At 75.2% G+C, this 19944-nt stretch carries 1 pseudogene; it reads right to left on the reverse strand.

The features are described 5' to 3' along the window. Position 1: 1 nt before the first annotated feature. Positions 2-19943: pseudogene (locus tag ACVW19_RS02460) on the reverse strand (non-ribosomal peptide synthase/polyketide synthase). Between the last annotated feature and the right edge of the window lies 1 nt (position 19944).

Here is a 19944-nt window from a genome sequence, read left to right on the forward strand (position 1 = left end):
GTCACCGGTTGTTCCGGGCGTAGTGGGCGATGTGGCGCAGGGCCTCGGCGAAGTCGTCCGCGACACGTCGCACGGTGTCCGTGGTGTGGAGGGCGGGCCGGTGGTGCCAGGTGAAGGACAGCCGGCCGCCCTGCACCGCGCCGACGACCTCCAGCGGGTGGGAACCGCTGTCGCGCGGGTCGTGGTGGCGTCCGAACGACCCGTGCTCGGCCCGCACCAGGCCGTCGCCGGGGTTCTCCGGGCGGGCGTCCCACTGGCCCAGGTAGTTGAAGACGACCTGTCCGTGCGCGGCCCGTCCGAGCCGCCGGCGCACCTCGGGCGGGCCGAAGGTGCGCAGCACACCGAAGCCCAGGCCGTTGCCGGGCACGGCGCGCAGCTGGCGGCGCACCGACTTCACCAGGGTCCGCCAGTCCCGGGCGGGGGCGAGGTCTTCGGGTTCGGACACCTGGAGGGCGACGGGGTGGACGGTGGTGAACCAGCCGACCGTGCGGGAGAGGTCCACGTCCTCGAAGACGTCCTCGCGGCCGTGTCCCTCCAGGTCCAGGCGAACCTCCTCGCGGCCGGTCCAGCGGGCCAGGGCCAGGGCGAGGGCGGCGAGCAGTACGTCGTTGACGCGGGTGCGGTAGGCGGTGGGCGCGGCGCGTAGCAGTGCCTCGGTGTCCGCCTCGTCCAGCTCGACGGTGAGCGTGTCGACGACACCCGTCTGCGGCCCGGTCGATGTCCCGGCCGGCAGGGGATCGGCGTTCACCGCCCTTTCCCAGTAGGGCAGTTCGTCGTCGAGGGCTCCAGCCGTGACGTGCGCGGCGAGGCTCCGGGCCCACTCGCGGAAAGAAGTGGTGCGTTCGCCCAGGGCGACGGTCTCGCCCTGGACGGCCTGCCGGTAGGCGGCCTCCAGGTCGTCGCGCAGGATGCGCCAGGACACGGCGTCCACCACCAGGTGATGAGCGACCAGGAGGAGGAAGGCGGGCCGGCCGGCGCACCCGGTGAACAGGGCCGCCCGCAACAGCGGGCCGTGCGCCAGGTCGAATCCGGTGTGCAGGTCGTCGGCGGCCTTCTCCATCGCCGCGTCGGCCTCGGCAGAGGTCAGCCCGCTCAGGTCGTGGCGGTTCAGGAGCCGGTCGCGGTCGGTGTCGGACGGCGGCGGGTTGAACTGGCGCCAGCCGTCGTGGCCCTCGGTGAAGCGCATGCGCAGGGCGTCGTGGTGGTCGAGCAGGGCGTTCAGGGCCGTTTCCAGGGCGGCGGCGTCCGGGGAGGTGCCGAGCTCCAGCAGCAGCGACTGGTTGAAGTGGCTGTGACCGGCGCGCGGGCTGGTCAGGAACCACTCCTGGATGGGGGTGAGCGGCACGTCTCCGCTCACCGGGCCGTCCCCGGAGTGCTGGGGCGCTCCGGTGACGACGGTGGCCAGCTCGGCGACCGTCTGGTGGGTGAACAGGTCGCGGGTGGCCAGGTGCAGTCCGTCCCGCCGCAGCCGTGACACGACCTGCATGCTGAGGATGGAGTCGCCGCCGAGGTGGAAGAAGTTGTCGTGCGCGCCGACGTCCGCCACGCCGAGGACGTCGGCCCAGATGCGGGCGATACGGCGTTCGGTCTCGGTGCGCGGTGCCGTGGGCGGCCCGGCGGCGGTGTGCGTGGGTCCGGGTTCGGGCAGGGCGCCGCGGTCGGTCTTGCCGTTCGGGGTGAGCGGCAGGCGTTCCAGCGGGACGAACGCCGACGGCACCATGTGCGGCGGGAGCAGCCCGGCGAGGTGGTCGCGCAGCTCCGGCACCGGCAGCTCCTCCGTGATGCCCTCGGCGGGCACTATGTAGGCCACGAGTCGTCCGCCGGACCGGCCGTCCGGGTCGGTCCCGCCACCGCGTACGGTGACCACCGCGTCGCGCACCCGCGGGCTGCGGCGCAGCGCGCTCTCGATCTCTCCGGGCTCGATGCGGAAGCCGCGCAGCTTCACCTGGTCGTCGGCGCGTCCGGCGAAACGCAGTTCGCCGGACGAGTCCCAGCGGGCCAGGTCACCGGTGCGGTACATCCGCTCCCCCGGCGCGCCGAACGGGTCGGCGACGAAACGCGAGGCGGTCAGGCCGGGCCGGTTCAGATAGCCGCGGGCCAGTCCGGGTCCGGCCACGTACAGTTCGCCGGTGACACCGGGCGGGACGGGGCGCAGCGCGGCGTCGAGCACGTGGACGCGGGTGGCGCCGGCCGGCCGGCCGATCGGCGGAGCGCCCGTGCCCGGGGCGAGGGGGCCGGTCCAGGTGGCGACGACGGTGGCCTCGGTCGGGCCGTACGAGTTGATCATGCGTCGGCCGGGTGCCCACCGTTCGACGAGGTGGGCCGGGCACGCCTCGGCGCCCACGATGAGGGTGCGCAGGTGCGGCAGGGCGTCGGAGGTCTCGGGGGCGACCGTGGCCAGGGCGGCGGGCGGGATCAGCGTGTGACTGATGCGCCGCTCGGCGAGGACCTGGGTGAGCCGCTCGCCGACGAGTGGGCCTTCCTCCCCGGTGACGAAGGTGGCTCCGCTGAGCAGGGACACGCACAGCTCCAGCACCGAGGCGTCGAAGCTGGGCGAGGCGAACTGCAGGACCCGGTCGCCGGGGCCCGCGTCGTAGCGGTCGGCGGCGGCCTCGGCGAAGGCGGCCAGGCCGCGGTGGGTCACCGTCACGCCCTTGGGTGTGCCGCTGGAACCGGACGTGTAGATCACGTACGCCGGGTGGGCGACGGTCAGCGCGGCCGTGCGGTCGACGTCCGTGGGCGCGGTGTCCGGCCCGTCGGCAGCCCGTACGGCGGCGGGGTCGTCCAGGACGAGCCAGGCGTCCGCGTCGCGCAGCATGAACTCCCTCCGCTGTTCGGGGTAGTCCGGGTCGACGGGCAGGAAGGCACCGCCGGCCTTGGCCACGGCGAGCTGGGCCACCACCGTCTCCGCGCCGCGGGGCAGGGCCAGCGCCACGACCCGCTCGGGTCCCACGCCCCGGGCGATGAGCCGGTGCGCCAGCCGGTTGGCGGCGCGCTCGACCTCCGCGTACGTCAGCTCGCGGCCGTCGGCGTCGGCCAGGGCCACGGCGTCGGGCGTGCGGGCGGCCTGCTGTTCGAACAGCTCCGGCAGCGTTGCCGCCGGTACCGGACGGGCGGTGCCGCGTCCCTGGTCGAGGACGGCCTCGAGTGTCTCGCCGGTGGCGAGGGGCAGGGCGCCCAGGGGCCGGTCGGGGTCGTCGGCGACGGCGGTCAGGAGCGTGCCGAGCTGGTCGGCCATCCGTTCGGCGGTGGCCGCGTCGAACAGGTCGGTGTTGTAGGTGAGCAGGCCGTGCAGTTCTCCGGTGTCGGTCTCGGCGAACTCCAGGGTGAGGTCGAACGCCGCGTGCCGCAGGTCCGTGTCGACGCCGGTGACCTCGACGCCGGGCAGGTCGAGGTCGGCGGCCGGGACGTTCTGCAGCACCACCATGACCTGGAACAGGGGGGTGCGGCTGGTGTCGCGGACCGGCTGCACCTCGTCCACCACCCGCTCGAACGGCGCCTCCTGATGGGCGAAGGCGTCCAGTACGGTCCCGCGTACCTCGGTGAGGAACTCGGGGAAGGGACGGTCGGGTTCGACGCGGGAGCGCAGGACGAGGGTGTTGACGAAGAACCCGACGAGGTTCTGGGTCTCGGCGCGGTCGCGGCCCGAGGTGACCGTGCCGACGGTGATGTCCCGGCCGCCGGTCAGGCGGGCCAGATAGGTCTGCGCGGCGGCGACCAGTGTGGAGAACAGGGTGGCCTGCCGGTCCCGGCCCACCTGGACGAGGCGGCGGGTCGTGCCGCGCGGCAGGACGAGGCGCACGGTGGCGCCGTCGTGGGTGCGCACCGCCGGACGCGGCCGGTCGATGGGTAGGTCCAGCGTTTCCAGACCGGCCAGGTGCTCCTTCCAGTATGCGAGGTGTTCGTCCGTGCCGCTGCCGCGCTGCCAGTGGGCGTAGTCGGCGTAACTCGACCGGCAGCGGCGACAACTGCTTGGCAGCCGCGCCCAGTTCGACCCGGTAGAAGTGAGCGAGGTCGCCGGTGAGCACTCCGGTGGACCAGCCGTCGGTGACGATGTGGTGCAGGGTCAGCGTCAGGACGTGCTCGTCGTCCGAGAGCCTGATCAGCCCCGCGTGCAGCAGCGGGCCGCGCCGCAGGTCGAACGCGCGGGCACGTTCGGCCTCCAGCAGTTCCTCCAGCCGGGCCGTCCGGTCGGTCTCGTCCGTTCCCGACAGGTCGTGCAGCGGCAGCGGCACGTCCGGCGCCGGGTGGACGATCTGCACGCCGTGGCCGTCCACCGTGTCGAAGGTGGTGCGCAGCGCCTCGTGCCGCTCGACCAGGGCGCGCAGGGCCGCGGTGAGAGCGGGCACCTCGAGCCGGCCGCGCAGGCGCAGGGCCAGCGCGGTGACGTACTCGCCGCTGCCCGGCGCGAACTCCTCCAGGAACCAAAGGCGTTGCTGGGCGTACGACATCGGGGCGGGCGTGTCACGGGGGACCGGGACGATCACGGTGGGCGCGGCGTCGCCGGACGGCTCCGCGGTGAGCAGGGCGGCGAGGGCCGCGGGGGTGGGGTGGGTGAACACCGCGCGCGGTGACAGGTCGGTGCCGAACGCCTCGGACAGGCGGGCGGCCAGCCGGATGCTGAGGATCGAGTCGCCGCCCAGCTGGAAGAAGTCGTCCTCCACGCCGGGTTGTTGCACGGAGAGGACCTCCGCGAAGACGTCGGCGGTGCGCCGCTCGGCGTCGGTGCGCGGCGCGGTCGGCGCGCCCTGCCGGTCCCCGCTGGAGTTTTCCGGCGCCAAAAGCGCGGCCCGGTCGACCTTGCCGTTGCCGCTGAGCGGCAGCGCGGGCAGGGCGACGAACACTGAGGGGACGAGGTAGTCGGGGAGCGAGCGCCGGGCGGACTCCCGCACGTCCGTGAGGTCTTCGGGGCCGACCACGTAGGCCACCAGGCGCCGGCTGCCGGGCCGGTCCTCGCGGGCCACGACCGCCACGTCCGCGACGCCGGGATGCGCCGCGAGGGCTGCCTCCACCTCTCCGGGTTCGACGCGGAAACCGCGGATCTTCACCTGATCGTCGGCGCGGCCCAGGAACTCGACCGTGCCGTCGGGACGGCGGCGGGCCAGGTCGCCGGTGCGGTACATGCGCGTGCCGGGCGGGCCTGCGGGATCGGCGAGGAAGCGGGCGGCGGTGTCGCCGGGACGGCCCAGGTAGCCGCGTGCCACGCCCTCGCCGGCGAGGTACAGCTCGCCGGCGCAGCCCGGTGGTACGGGCCGCAGACGGCCGTCGAGGACGTGGACCCGCATGTCGTCGAGCGGGTGGCCGATGGGTACGGCGCGGGGGACGGCCGTCGCGTCGGTGAGCGCGAAGGACGTCGCGAACGTCGTCGTCTCGGTGGGGCCGTAGCCGTCCACGACGGTCAGGCCGGGGCAGGCGGACAGCACGCGGCGTACGGCCTCGGCGGGCACCACGTCACCGCCGGTCCACACCTGGCGCAGGCCGGCGAAGCAGTCCGGCGCGTCCTGCGCCAGCAGCCGGAAGAGGCCTGCGGTCAGCCACAGCGCGCTCAGGCCGCCGTCGCGGACCAGGTGCCGCAGCAGTGCCGCGTCCACGGGCCGGGGCGGTGCCACGACCACGCAGCCGCCGGTGAGCAGGGGCGCCCACACCTCGAAGGTGGCGGCGTCGAAGGCCACCGGGGAGTGCAGCAGCACCCGGTCGCACACCCCGCCGGTGAAGCGGCTGTCGGTGGCGAGGGCGGCCACGTCGCGGTGCCGTACCGCGACCGCCTTGGGTTCGCCGGTCGACCCGGAGGTGAACATCACGTACGCCAGCCGGTCGGCGTCCGCAGGAACGCCCCCGAGGAGCGACGCCGCACCCGGCACGGGGGTGCGTGCGGCGTCGACGTCCGCGGCGGTCAGCTCGGCCGTCGCGCCCGCCCGCTCGATCAGCGTGCGGCGCCGCTCCTCGGGGGCGCGGGTGTCCACCGGTACGTAGGCGCCGCCCGCCTTGAGGACGGCGAGCTGGGCGACGACGAGTTCGGCGCAGCGGTCCATCAGCAGCGCCACCCGGTCCTCCGCCCGCAGGCCGCCGGCGAGGAGCCGGGACGCCACGGTGTCGGACCAGTCGTCGAGGCGGCGGTACGTCAGCTCCGTGTCGCCGTCGCGCAGGGCGGGCGCATCGGGGGTGCGGCGGGCCTGCTCGGCGAACAGCTCGACGGGGCTGCGCGGCGCCGTCCGCCGGGCGGTGGCGTTCCACCGCTCCAGCAGGGCGCGGTCGTCCTCGGTCAGCAGCTCGAGGCCGGTCGCGTCCGCGTCGGCCTCGACGCCGTCGGCGAGGGCGGTCAGGACGACCGCGAGCCTGGCCGCGAGGCGTTCGGCCGTGTGCGCGTCGAACAGGTCGGCGTCGTAGGCGAGGTCGATGCCGAGCCGGTCGCCGAGGTGGGCGCGCAGGCACAGCGGGAAGGTCGGCGCGTCGTCGGCCCGCACCTCCTCGACGTGCACGCCCGTCCGGGCCGTGGCGGACTCGTCGACGGGGTAGTTCTCGAACACCACCATGCTGTCGAACAGCGCCTCGCCCGCCGGGACCTCGCTCAGCGTCTGGATGCGGGGCAGCGCGAGGAAGTCGAAGCGCCGGGCGTCGCTCTGCCGCTCCTGCACGCCCCGCAGCCAGGACGCCACTCCCCCGCCCGTGACGCGGATCCGGGTGGGCACGGTGTTGATGAACATGCCGATCATCGCCTCCACGCCCGGCAGTTCGGCCGGACGCCCGGAGACGGTCGTGCCGAACACGACGTCGTCGCGTCCACCATGGCGGGCCAGCAGCAGCGCCCAGGCCCCCTCGATCACGGTGTTCACCGTCAGCCCGGCCCGTGCCGCCGTCTCCCGCAGCCGCGCCGAGGCCCGTTCGTCCAGCTGCCGGTGCACCGTGGAGGCGGCGCGGGCGCGGTGTGCCTCGGCCGGTGTGCGGTCGTACGGCAGCGGGGTGCGGGCCGGGAAGCCGGTGAGGGTGCCGGCCCAGTACGCCTCGGCCGCGGGCTCGTCCGAGGCGTGCTGGTCCTTCAGCCAGCGCAGGAAGTCGGAGAACGGGCGCCGGACCGGCGCGGGGGCTTCGCGGCCGCCGGTGAGCGCGGCGTAGCGCTCGCACACCTCGGTGAGCAGCTGCCCGGTGCTCCAGCCGTCCAGGATCAGGTGGTGGGAGGACCACAGCAGCCAGATCTCGTCGCCGGGCAGCGCGGCCAGGGTGATGCGGGTGAGGGGTGCGGTGGTGAGGTCCATGCCCGCCGTGCGGTCGGCGGCCAGCAGTTCCTCGGTCTCCCTCTCGCGTTGCTCGGGCGTCAGGTGCCGCCAGTCCAGGTGGGTGACGGGCAGCTCCACGCGGTGGCGGACGACCTGGACGGGGTGCGGCAGGCCCTGCCAGTGGACGCTGGTGCGCAGGGCCTCGGTGCGGTCGGCGACCTGCTGCCACGCGACGGCGAAGGCCTGCGGGTCGGCCACCCCGGACAGCCGTACGGCCGTCCGGTCGAAGTAGGCGCCCGCCGTGTCCACCAGGCCGTGGAAGAGCATCCCGGCCTGCAGGGGCGTCAGCGGCAGGACGTCCGTCACGTGCCGGCCGTCGCCCACCAGGCGGTCCAGCTCCGTCTGGCCGAGCCCGGCGAGCGGGAAGTCCGACGGGGTGCGGCCGCCCGCGTCCGGGCGCGTGCAGTGGGCCACGATGTCGCGCAGCGCCGCGCACATCTCGTCGGCGAGCTCGCGGACGGTGGACTCGTCGTAGACGGCCGGTGGATAGGTCCAGCCGAGCTCGAGCCTGCCGTCCTGGACCACGCCCGTGATGTCCAGCAGGTAGGGGCGGGGCGCGTCGGGGTCCGTGTCGGAGCCGGCCGGGGGCAGGGCGGCGCCGTAGAGGCGGCTCTGGCTCCCGTTCGCGTCCCACTGGCCGTGGTAGTTGAAGCCGACCCGCGGCACCGGGGCGGCGGCCAGCGGGCTGTCGGGCAGCAGGCGGCGCAGCGCGCCGTGGCTCAGACCGTGCAGTGGCACCGCGCGCAGTTGTTCCTTCACCGAGCGCAGGGTGTCGTGCCAGCCGGCGTCGGGGGCGACGCTCAGTGCGAGGGGGAACTCGGCGGTGAACCAGCCGACCGTCCTGGAGAGGTCCACGTCGTCGAAGAGGTCCTCGCGGCCGTGGCCCTCCACGCCGACCAGAACGGTGTCGCGCCCGCACCAGCGGGCCAGGGTACGACCGAGGGCGCTGAGCAGGACGTCGTTGACCTGGGTGCGGTAGACCGCCGGGACCCGGCGCAGCAGGGCCTCGGTCGTCTCCGGCTCCAGCAGCACGGTGACCGTGGCGGCGGTGCCGTGGGTGTTGGGGCCGGGCCGGCCGGCGGGCAGGTCGGCGGAGGCCGCCGCGGTGCGCTCCCAGTGGGCGAGGTCGCCGTCCAGGGCGCCGGAACGGGTGTGCGTCTCCAGCCGGGCCGCCCAGTGCCCGTACGCGGTGGTGGCCGGGGGCAGGTCGACGGGGCGTCCGTCCGCGGCGCAGCGGTGGGCGGTCTCCAGGTCGGCCAGCAGGATCCGCCAGGAGACGCCGTCGACGACCAAGTGGTGGACGGTGAACAGAAGGTGCGCGGGCAGGTCCGGGCCGCGGTCGAAGAGCAGGACGCGCACCACCCGGCCCTCGGTCGGGTCGAGAGACGCCCGGGCCGCGTCCGCCGCGCGCCGCACCTCGGCCTCCAGCGCGGGGCCGTCCAGGCCGGTCACGTCGTGGTGGGTGAGGATGCCTCCCGGGACGTCCGGCAGGACGTCCTGGTGCCAGTTGTCGTCGGTGCGGCGGAAGCGGGTACGCAGGGCCGGATGGTGGCGGACGAGGGCGTCAACGGCGGGGCGCAGGGCGGACCGGTCGGTTCCGGGGGCCAGTTCGAGGCGCTGCGACATGGTGAAGCGCAGCGGGTCGTCGGGGCGGCGGCCGTCGAGGTACCAGCGCTGGATGGGCGTGAGCGGTGCCTCGGCGGGCGGAGCCGCGTCCGCCGCTGCGGGGACCGCCCCGGTGACGCGGAGGGCGAGTTCGGCGACGGTCTGGTGTCGGAAGACGTCCTTGGTGGTCAGCGCCAGTCCGGCCTGGCGGGCCCGGGAGACGATCTGGATGCTGAGGATGGAGTCGCCGCCGAGCGCGAAGAAGTTGTCCCGCGCGCCCACCCGTTCCACCCGCAGGACGTCCGCCCAGATCGCTGCCAGCGTCTCCTCGGTGCCGGGGCGCGGTGCCACGTACGTCGTGGCGGGGTCCGGTTGCGCGGGCGGGGCGGGCAGAGCGCGCCGGTCGGTCTTGCCGCTGCTGGTGCGCGGTATCCGTGCCAGCGGGACGAACGCCGTCGGCACCATGTGGTCCGGCAGGGTGCGCCGGAGCGCGAGGCGCAGTTCGTCGGCGGTCGGGACGGCGTCCCCGGCGGGCACCAGGTGGGCCACGAGCATGAGCCGGCCCGCGTGTTCACGTGCCGTCACGACGGCCTCGGACACGTCCGGGTGGGTGAGCAGTGCGGCCTCGACCTCGCCGGGTTCGATACGGAACCCGCGGATCTTGATCTGCTCGTCGGCGCGGCCCAGGAACTCCAGCAGCCCTCGCTCGTCCCAGCGGGCGCGGTCGCCGGTGCGGTACATCCGCTCCCCCGGCGCGCCGAACGGGTCGGCGAGGAAACGCGAGGCGGTCAGGCCGGGGCGGCCCAGGTAGCCTCGGGCCACCTGGGCGCCGGCGAGGTACAGCTCGCCGGGCACGCCGGGCGGCACCGGGCGCAGGGCGCCGTCGAGGACGTAGGCGCGCAGGTTGCGGCCGGGACGCCCGATGACCGGTCGGTCCGGGTGTTCGGTGCAGCGCCCGTACGTGGCGTCGACGGTGCACTCGGTGGGCCCGTACATGTTGTACGCGGTGACGCCGAGGCCGGCGGCGGCGCACAGCTCCCGCCAGGTGTCGGGGCCTGTCGCCTCGCCGCCGACCATGAGGACGCGCGGGTGGTGGCGGCCGGGTGCGAGGAGTCCTGCGGCGGTGAGTTCGCGCAGGAAGGACGGGGTGACGTTCACCAGGTCCAGGCGGCGTTCGGTGACCTGGGCGCAGAACGCGTCCGGGTCCAGGCGCGCGTCCTCGTCGACGAGGTGGACCTCCTGCCCGAGAGCGAGCAGCAGCGGCCCCTCCCAGGAGGTGTCGAAGGAGAACGAGGCACTCAGCGCGGCGCGCAGCCGGCGCCCGTCCGCGGTGTGCGGTGCGACGAGCCCTTCGCGGTGGTCGTGGCAGAGGTTGACCAGGTGGCGGTGTTCGACGACGACGCCCTTGGGCCGGCCGGTGGAGCCGGAGGTGTAGACGATGTAGGCGGCGTGGTCCGGGCGCAGCGGGGCCAGGCGGTCGCGGTCGGTGGGGTCGTGGGCGGGCAGCCGGTCCCACGGCGTGTCGCGCAGTGCGTCGGCGGTCAGCACGGTGTGCGGGGCCGCGTCCGCGAGGAGGTGGGCGACGCGTTCCTCGGGCAGGTCGGGGTCGAGGCAGAGGAGGGCGCCGCCCGCCTTGACGACGGCGAGCACCGCCACCAGCAGGTCGGAGGTGCGCGGCAGCCGTACGGCGACCACCCGCTCGGGGGCGACGCCCTGGGCGACGAGGTGGTGGGCGAGCCGGTTGGCGCGTTCGTTGAGGGCGGTGAAGTCGAGCGTGGCGTCCCGTGCCACCAGGGCGGTGACGTGCGGGGTGCGGGCGGCCTGCGCCTCGAACAGGGCGGGGAAAGTGGTCTTTGGAACCGCGCGCCGCGGCCCCTGCCAGTCGTGGAGCACCCGGCGCCGCTCGGCCGCGGTCATCAGTTCCAGCGCCCGCACGTCCCGGTCGGGGTCCTGCGCCGCGGCCTCCAGCAGCAGCCGCAGGCGGGCGGCCAGGCGCCGGACGGTGTCCTCGTCGAACAGGCCGGTGTTGTACTCCAGGTGGCCGGTCACGCCACCGTCGCCCTCCACGAAGTCGAAGGCCAGGTCGAACGTGGCGTGCCGGACCGGCGGCATGACCGGCTCGACGTCCAGGTCCAGGAGCGCGGGAGCCTCGGCGCCCAGGTTGTGCAGGGCGACCATGACCTGGAACAGGGGGGTGCGGCTGGTGTCCCGCTCGGGCTGGAGGGTGTCCACCAGCCGCTCGAAGGGCACGTCCTGGTGGGCGAACGCCTCCAGGACGGTGCCGCGCACCTGCTTCAGCAGCGCGCGGAACGACGTGCCGGGGCGCACCCGGTTGCGCAGCACCAGCGTGTTCACGAACATGCCGACCACGTCGTGCAGCTCGGAGCGCTCACGGCCCGCGGTGACGGTGCCGACGGCGAAGTCGTCCTGGTCGGCCCAGCGGGACAGCAGGGCCGTGCAGGCGGTCAGCAGCGTCATGTACAGGGTGGCGTCGGCCTCCCGGCCCCGCTCGCGCAGCCGGTCGGTCAGCTCGGCGGGCAGGGTGAAGGTCACCAGCGCGCCGTCCCGGGTCCGTACGGCGGGACGCGGCCGGTCGGTCGGCAGCTCCAGCGGGGGCACTGCGTCCAGCGTCTCGCGCCAGTGGGCGAGTTGCTGCTCGACGCGGTCGGCGCGGGCGCGCTGCCAGGCGGCGTGGTCGGCGTACCGGACGGGCAGCGCGGGCAGCCGGGGGCGGCGGCCCTCGTGTGCCGCCGCGTACAGCTCGCCCAGGTCCCGGCCGAGGACGCCGAGCGACCAGCCGTCGGTGACGATGTGGTGGACGGCGAGGACGAGAACGTGCTCGCCGGCGGCCAGGCGGGCCAACCGGGCGCGCAGCAGCGGCCCGGCCGCCAGGTCGAAGGGCTTGGCGGCCTCGCGCTCCAGCAGCGCGTCCAGCGCCGCTCGCGCGTCCGGGGCCGTGGTGAGCTCGTCCACGGGCAGGTCGACCCGGTGCGACGGGTTCACCGACTGCCGCGCCTGTCCGTCCTGTTCGGTGAACGTGGTGCGCAGCGCCTCGTGCCGGGCGACCAGGCCGTCCAGCGCGGTGCGCAGGGCGCTCTCGTCGAGCGGTCCGCGCAGGCGGAGCACGGACAGCGTCGTGTACTCGGTACTGCCGGGCTCGAACCGGTCGAGGAACCACAGGCGTTGCTGGGCGTACGACAGTGGCGCCGGGGTCTGCGGGGCGGTCGCCGGTATCGCGTCGGCCTGCGGGGCGGACGCGTCGTCGGCCGGTTCGCCGAGCTCGGCGGCCAGGGCGGCCACCGTGGGACGGGTGAACAGCAGCCTCGGGGAGACCTCGGGGCCGAACGCGGCGCGCAGCCGGGCGGTGACGCGGACGGCGAGGATGGAGTCGCCGCCGAGCGCGAAGAAGTCGTCGCCGGCGTTCACCTCCTCGGCTCCCAGCACGTCCGCCCAGGCGGCGGCGACCAGCCGTTCGGCAGGCGTGCGCGGCGGTGTCCGGTCGGTGCCGGTGGCGTAGCCGTCCGGTCCCGGCGCGGGCAGCGCACGCCGGTCGAGTTTGCCGTTGACGGTGAGCGGCAGCGCCTCCATCGGCACATAGGCGGCGGGCACCATGTGGGCGGGCAGCAGGCGCTCCAGGTGGGCGCGCAGCTCGGCCGCCGCGGGGGGCTCGCCGCCGGAGCCGACGACGTGCGCCACGAGCCGGCGGGTGCCGGAAGCGTCCTCGAACACTCCGACCGCGGCCTCGGCGACGCCGGGCCGGGTGTGCAGGGCCGCCTCGATCTCGCCGGGTTCGATGCGGTAGCCGCGGATCTTCACCTGGGCGTCCGCGCGGCCCAGGTACTCCAGGGTGCCGTCGGCCCGCCACTTCGCCCGGTCGCCCGTGCGGTACATGCGGCTGCCGGGAGGGCCGAAGGGGTCGGCGAGGAAGCGGGCGGCGGTGAGGCCGGGGCGGCCCAGGTAGCCGCGGGCCAGGCCCTCGCCCGCCACGTGGAGTTCGCCGATGGCGCCGGGCGGCACGGGCACCAGGTCCGCGTCGAGCACGTACACCCGCAGGTCCGGGATGGCCGTGCCGATGGGGCCGGCGGGGCCGTCCGCGTCGGTGGCGGGGTCGAGCGGGGCGTGGGTCACGTGCACCGTGGTCTCGGTGATGCCGTACATGTTGACCAGCCGCGGGGCGGTGGCCGGGTGGCGCGTCCACCAGTCGGCGAGCCGGCCGACGTCCAGGGCTTCGCCGCCGAAGATCACCGTGCGCAGCGCGAGGCGGGCGCCGGTTTCGGGGTGTTCGGCGTCCGCGCGGATCAGCGGGTAGAACGCGGACGGCGTCTGGTTGAGGACGGTGACCTGCTCGTCCGCCAGCAGGCGCAGGAAGTCCTCCGGGGAGCGGGCGGTCTCGTCGGGCACGACCACGAGCCGGCCGCCGTGCAGCAGCGGGCCCCACAGCTCCCACACCGAGAAGTCGAACGCGTAGGAGTGGAACATCGTCCACACGTCGTCCGCGCCGAAGCCGAACCAGTGGCTCGTGCGGGTGAACAGCCGCACCACGTTGGCGTGCGGGATCACCACTCCCTTGGGGCGGCCGGTGGAGCCGGAGGTGTAGATGGCGTAGGCGGGGTTCTCCGGCAGCGGCCGGCGGGCCGGGGCGGGGCCGGTGGCCGGGCGGCGGGCGAGGTCGGCCTCGACGTCCGGGTCGTCGAGGAGGAGGACGGGCACGTCGGTGCCGTCGGCCCGTGCCGCCGTGCCGGTCGTGGTCACCAGCGCCACCGGGGCGGCGTCGGCGAGGAGGTGGCCGATGCGTTCGGCGGGCGAGGCCGGGTCGATCGGCAGGTAGGCCGCGCCGGTCTTCAGCACGGCGAGGATCGCGACGACCTGGTCGCAGGAACGGGGCAGAGCGAGGGCGACGAACCGCTCGGGCGCGGCACCGAGTTCGGCGAGCCGGTGGGCGAGCCGGCCGGCGCGGGCGTCGAGCGTCGCGTAGTCCAGACGCTCGGTTCCACAGGTGACGGCGACGGCGCCGGGCGTGCGGGCGGCCTGCGCCTCGAACAGGTCCACCAGGGTCTGGCCGGGGCGGCCCCGTTCGGTGCCGTTCCAGTCGGTGAGCATCCGCCGCCGTTCCTCGGCCGTCGGCCGGGCCAGGGTGCGCAGCGGCCGGTCGGGGCCGTCGGCCATCTCCGTGAGCAGCAGGCACAGCCGGTCGGCGAGCGAGCGGACCGTCGCCGCGTCGAACAGGGCGGGATCGTAGGCGAGGTCGAACCCGAGACGTTCGCCGTGGTGGGCGCGCAGGACGAGCGGGTAGTTGGTGGCGTCGCGGGAGGCCACCTCGGCCAGGCGCACCCCGGAGCCGGCCGTGCGGGCCTCGTCGAAGGGGTAGTTCTCGAAGGCGACCATGCTGTGGAAGAGCGGGCTGCCGGACGGCACGTCGCTCAGCTGGGTCAGCTCGGCCAGCGACACGGCCGCGAACCCTCTCGACTCGGCCTGGGTGTCCTGCAGTTCCCGCAGCCACGCGGTGGCCGTGCGCCCCGCGTCGACGCGTATCCGGGTGGGCACGGTGTTGATGAACATGCCCACCATCGACTCGACGCCGGGCAGGTCGTCGGGCCGGCCGGAGACGGTGGTGCCGAACACCACGTCGTCCTCGGCGCCGTACCGGGCCAGCAGCAGTGCCCAGGCGCCCTGGACGACCGTGTTGAGGGTGAGTCCGGCGTCGCGTGCGGTGCGCACCAGCCGGGCCGACGTCTCGTCGTTCAGGCCGGCCGTGTGCACGCCCGCGGAGCGGGCCAGGTGGGCCTCGCGCAGGGGACGGTCGGCGGGCAGCGGGGTGGGGGTGGTGAAGCCGGCGAGGACGTCCTGCCAGTGCGCGCGGGCGGCGTCGGGGTCCTGCTCGGCGAGCCGGCGCACGTAGTCGCCGAAGGGACGCCGTACCGGCGGCCGGAACTCGACGCCGGCGGTGAGTGCCGCGTACTCCTCACACACCTCGGTCAGCACCTGCGCCAGGCTCCAGCCGTCCAGGATCAGGTGGTGGGAGGTCCACAGCAGGCGCAGCCTCGCGTCGGGCAGCCGGACCAGTGTCAGCCGCATCAGCGGCGCGGCGGCGAGGTCGATGCCGCGGGCCAGGTCGTCCGCCCGCAGCCGGGCGAGGCGCTCGGCTCGCTCCGGCTCGTCCAGATCCCGCCAGTCGAGATGGGTCACCGGCACCCGAACGTCCCGGCGCACGACCTGGAGGGGCACCGGGACGTCCTCCCAGACCACGCAGGTGCGCAGGGCGGGCGTCCGCTCGGTGACACGCTGCCAGGCCACGGCGAAGGCGTGCGGGTCGGCGACGCCGTCCAGCAGGAGCGCCGCCTGATCGACGTAGACGTCCTCGGGGCCGCCGACCAGCCGGTGGAAGAGCATGCCCTCCTGCAGCGGGGTCAGCGGCAGCACGTCCTCCACGTCCCGCCCGTCGCCGACCAGCCGGTCCAGGCGGTCCTGGTCGAGGCGGGCCAGCGGGAAGTCGGACGGGGTACGGCCGCCCGCGTCGGGGCGGGAGCAGTGCTCGGCGATCGCGGCGAGCGCGCGGGTCATGCCGTCGGCGAGGGTGCGGACGGTGTCCTCGTCGTGCACCTGGTCGCTGTAGTGCCAGGTGATCTCCAGTTCGCCGCCGGCGACCACGGCGGAGATGTCCAGCAGGTGGGCCGGCGGCTCGTCGGCGGCGATGTCACGGCCGGGCGCCTCGTCCGCCGGGGCGAAGTCCCGCCCGTCGGCGGCCTCCCACTGGCCGTGGTAGTTGAAGCAGACCTGCGGCAGCGGCAGGTCCCGCAGGGCGCGGGCGGCCGGGTCGGGCGAGCCGAGGCGTGCCAGGGCCTCGTAGCCGAGGCCGTGCCGGGGTATGACTCGCAGGTGCTCCTTCACCGTCTTGAGGGTCGTGCCCCAGTCGGGCGCGTCGGACGGTCCGGCGGGCGCCAGGGTGACGGGGTACTGGGTGGTGAACCAGCCCACCGTGCGGGACAGGTCCAGCGTGTCGTCCTCGCGGCCGTGGCCCTCCAGGGCGACGGTCACCCGCTCGGTGCCCGTCCAGTCGGCGAGGACCCGGCTCAGCGCGCTGAGCAGCACGTCGTTGACCTGCGTGCGGTAGACAGCGGGCACCTGGCGCAGGAGGGCCTCGGTGGTGGCTCGGTCCACGCGGGTGCGGAGGGTGCGGACCGAGCCGGCGAGCGGGGTGCCGTGGCGGTCCACGGGCAGCGGGGTACGGGGTTCGGCGGCCTCGGCCGTCCAGTGCGGCAGGTCGGTGTCGAGGTCACCGGCACGTGTCCGGCGGGACAGGTGCGCGGCCCAGTCGGCGAACGGCGTGGAGACGGGCTCCAGTGGGGTCGGGTCGCCCTGGGCCGCCTGCCGGTAGGCCTGTTCGAGGTCGGCGAGGAGGATACGCCAGGAGACGCTGTCCACCGCCAAGTGGTGCACGGTGAGGAAGAGTTGAGGGCGTTCACCGGGGCAGGACAGCAGGGCGGCGCGCAGCAGGGTGCCGGTTTCCGGGTCGAGGGCGGCGCGGGCGGCCTCGGCGGCCTCTTCGCGGGTGGCCGTCGCGTCGGCGGCGCGGGAGAGGTCGTGGCGGGTGAGCAGGCCGGTGACCGGGCCGTCGCCGGGGTGCTGGCGCCAGGTGTCCCCCGAGCGCGCGAAACGGGTGCGCAGCGCGGGGTGGTGGACGACCAGTGCCTCCAGGGCGCGCTCCAGGGACCGCTCGTCCAGGTCGTGCGGCAGGTCCAGCAGCATCGACATGCTGAAGTGCCGCAGCGGGCCGTGCGTGGCGAAGAACCACTCCTGGACCGGCGTCAGCGGCGCCGGGCCCTCCTCCCGCGGCCGCCGGGGCGCGGGCACGGGGGCGGTGCGCGAGGACGCGGCGGCGGCGAGGCCGGCGACGGTCTGGTGGCGGAAGACGTCCCGCGAGGTCAGGTGCAGGCCCGCCGCGCGGGCGCGGGAGACTGCCTGGATGCTGAGGATGGAGTCGCCGCCCAGCTCGAAGAAGTTGTCCGTCACGCCGACCCGGCGCGCGCCCAGCACCTCGGCCCAGATGCGGGCGAGGGTCTCCTCCTGCGGGGTGCGCGGGGCGACGAACTCCTTGTCGTGCTCGCCGCCGTCGAGGTCGGGGGCGGGCAGGGCACGCCGGTCGACCTTGCCGCTGACGGTCATCGGCAGGGCGTCGAGCACGGTGAAGAAGGACGGCACCATGTGGTCGGGCAGCACGCGCCGGCAGGCCGCTCGCACGTCGGCCGCGGTGAGCCGCGCGTCGCGGCCCGCGGGTACGAGGTAGGCGGCGAGCCGGGTGTGGCCGTGCGGGTCGGTGACGGCGACGACCGCAGCGGCGGCGACCTCGGGCCGGTCCGTCAGAGCCGCCTCGACCTCGCCGGGCTCGATGCGGTGGCCGCGCACCTTGACCTGGTCGTCGGCACGCCCCAGGTGGTCCAGGCGTCCGTCGGCGGTCCAGCGGGCCAGGTCACCGGTGCGGTACATGCGGGCGCCGGGCGGTCCGAACGGGTCGGGCAGGAACCGTGCGGCGGTGAGCCCCGGCCGGCCCGCGTAGCCGCGCGCCAGTTGCACGCCCGCCAGGTACAGCTCGCCGCCGACTCCGGGCGGCACGGGCCGCAGCCGGTCGTCGAGGACGTAGGCGCGCACATTGGCGAGTGGCCTGCCGACGGTCGGACGGCCGTCGCCCTCGATGCGGCAGGCCAGGGCGTCGACCGTGCACTCGGTGGGCCCGTAGAAGTTGTACGCGGCCACGTCCCGCCGCTCGGCCAGCTCCCGCCACAGGCCGGGCCCGACGGCCTCGCCGCCGAGCATCAGCACCCGGGGGTGGTGGCGCGGGTCGGTGAGCAGTCCGGCGGGCAGCAGTTGGCGCAGGTGGGTGGGGGTCAGGTCGAGGAAGTCGATGCGGTGCTCGACGACGTACTCGACCAGCGCGGCGGCGTCCAGCCGGGTCGTCTCGTCGACCAGGTGCAGCGGGTGGCCGTCGGCCATCAGCAGCACGCCCTCCAGTGAGGTGTCGAAGGAGAACGACGCCGTCAGCGCCACCCGCAGCGGCCCGCCGCCCGCCTCGGCGACGAAGCCCTCGCGATGGCCCGCCAGGAGGTTCGCCAGGGATCGGTGCGCCACGGCCACGCCCTTGGGGCGGCCGGTGGAGCCGGAGGTGTAGATGACGTAGGCGCTGGTGTCGGGGTGCGGTGGGGCGAGTCGGCCGGGGGCCGTGTCGGGAGCCGTGTCGGGGACTTCCCGCAGCGCGGCTTCGTCCAGGACGAACGCCGGCCGCGCGTCGTCCAGCAGGAACCGCACCCGGTCCTTTGGCAGCGCGGGCTCCAGGGGCAGATAGCCGGCGCCGGCCTTCCAGACGGCGAGGACGGCCACGATCATGTCGGCGGTGCGCGGCAGCCTGAGGGCGACCAGCCGCTCGGGGCCCACGCCGCGCGCGATCAGGTGACGGGCCAGCCGGTCGGCCCGCGCGTCGAGCGTCGCGTAGTCCAGGCGTACGTCCCCCGCGACCAGGGCGGTGGCGTGCGGGGTCCGGGCGGCCTGCCGCGCGAACAGCTCGGGCACGGTCTCCTCGGGCACGGGCCGCGCGGTCGCGTTCCAGTCCCGCGTCACCTGCCGCGTCTGCCGGGGCGAGAGCAGGGGCAGGGCGCCGAGCGGCCGGTCCGGTTCGGCGGCGGCGCCGTCCAGCGTGCGCAGCAGCTGGTCCGCCATGCGCTCGGCGGTGGCCGCGTCGAACAGGTCGGTGCGGTACTCCAGCAGGCCGGTCAGCCCGTCCCCGTCCGGGACGAACTCCACGCTCAGGTCGAACGTGGCGGCCTGCCGGGGCACCGCGACCGGGGCGGTGGCCAGGCCGTGCGGGTCGGGTGCGGCGGGCGGCGCGGGGTGCAGCAGGACCATCACGTCGAACAGGGGGTTGCGGCCCGCCTCCCGGGTCGCGCCGACGGCCTCCACCAGCCGCTCGAACGGCGTGTCGCCGTGCGCGAGGGCGCCGTTGACGGTGTCCGCGGCAGCGGCGAGCAGATCGCGGAAGGAACCACCGGTCTCGACGCGGGTGCGCAGCACGACGGTGTTGACGAAGAACCCGACGGCCCGTTCCAGGTCGGTGCGCCCGCGTCCGGGGGTCAGCGAGCCGACGATGATGTCGTCCTGCCCGGACCAGCGGGCCAGCATGGCCTGGCAGGCGGCGACCAGGGCGGTGAACAGCGTGGTGTGCTGCTCGGCCGCGAGGTGCTTCAGCCGGGCCGCGGTGGCCGCGGGCACGGTGAAGGTGTGCACCGCGCCCGCGCCGGACTCCTCGCCGCGGCGCGGCCGGTCCAGCGGCAGCTCGGGCGCCACCGTCCCGGACAACCGCTCCTTCCAGTACGTCAGTTGACGCTCCAGCCGGGTCCCGGACAGCTGCTCGCGCTGCCAGGCGGCGAAGTCCGGGTACTGCGTGGCCACCGGCGGCAGCGCGGGCCGTGCGCCCCGCGCGAGGGCGTCGTAGGCGGCGCACAGCTCCTCCAGCAGCACGCCCATCGACCAGCCGTCGGTGACGATGTGATGGGCCGTCAGCAGCAGGACGTGCGCGTCGTGCGACTCCCGCAGCAGCAGGGCGCGCAGCAGCGGCCCGGTCCGCAGGTCGAAGGGACGCTCGTACTCGGCCTGCAGCAGCGCGTCCGGGTCCGCCGGCCCGTCGCCGGCCGTCAGGTCCCGGACGGGCAGCGGGAGCGGCCCGGCGGGGTGCACGGTCTGCGCGGGTGTGCCGTCGGTCTCCTGGAACGTGGTGCGCAGCGCCTCGTGCCGCCCCACCGCGTGCTCCAGCGCGCCGGACAGGGCGGTGTGGTCGAGGGTTCCGGTCAGGCGCAGCGCGACCGCGCTGTTGTAGCGCGGGTCGCCGGGGCGCAGCCGGTCCAGGAACCACAGGCGCTGCTGGGCGAAGGACAGGGGCAGCGGCCGACTGCGGTCCGCCTGTGGGATGGTCTGCCGGGCGCCGGGGGTGCCGGCGGCCCGTCCGGCGAGCCGGCGGCGGAGCACTTCCTGGAGGTCCTGCGGCAGGGCCTCGGCACGGTTTCGCTTCGAAGACGTCATG

Source organism: Streptomyces sp. TE5632 (assembly GCF_054061295.1).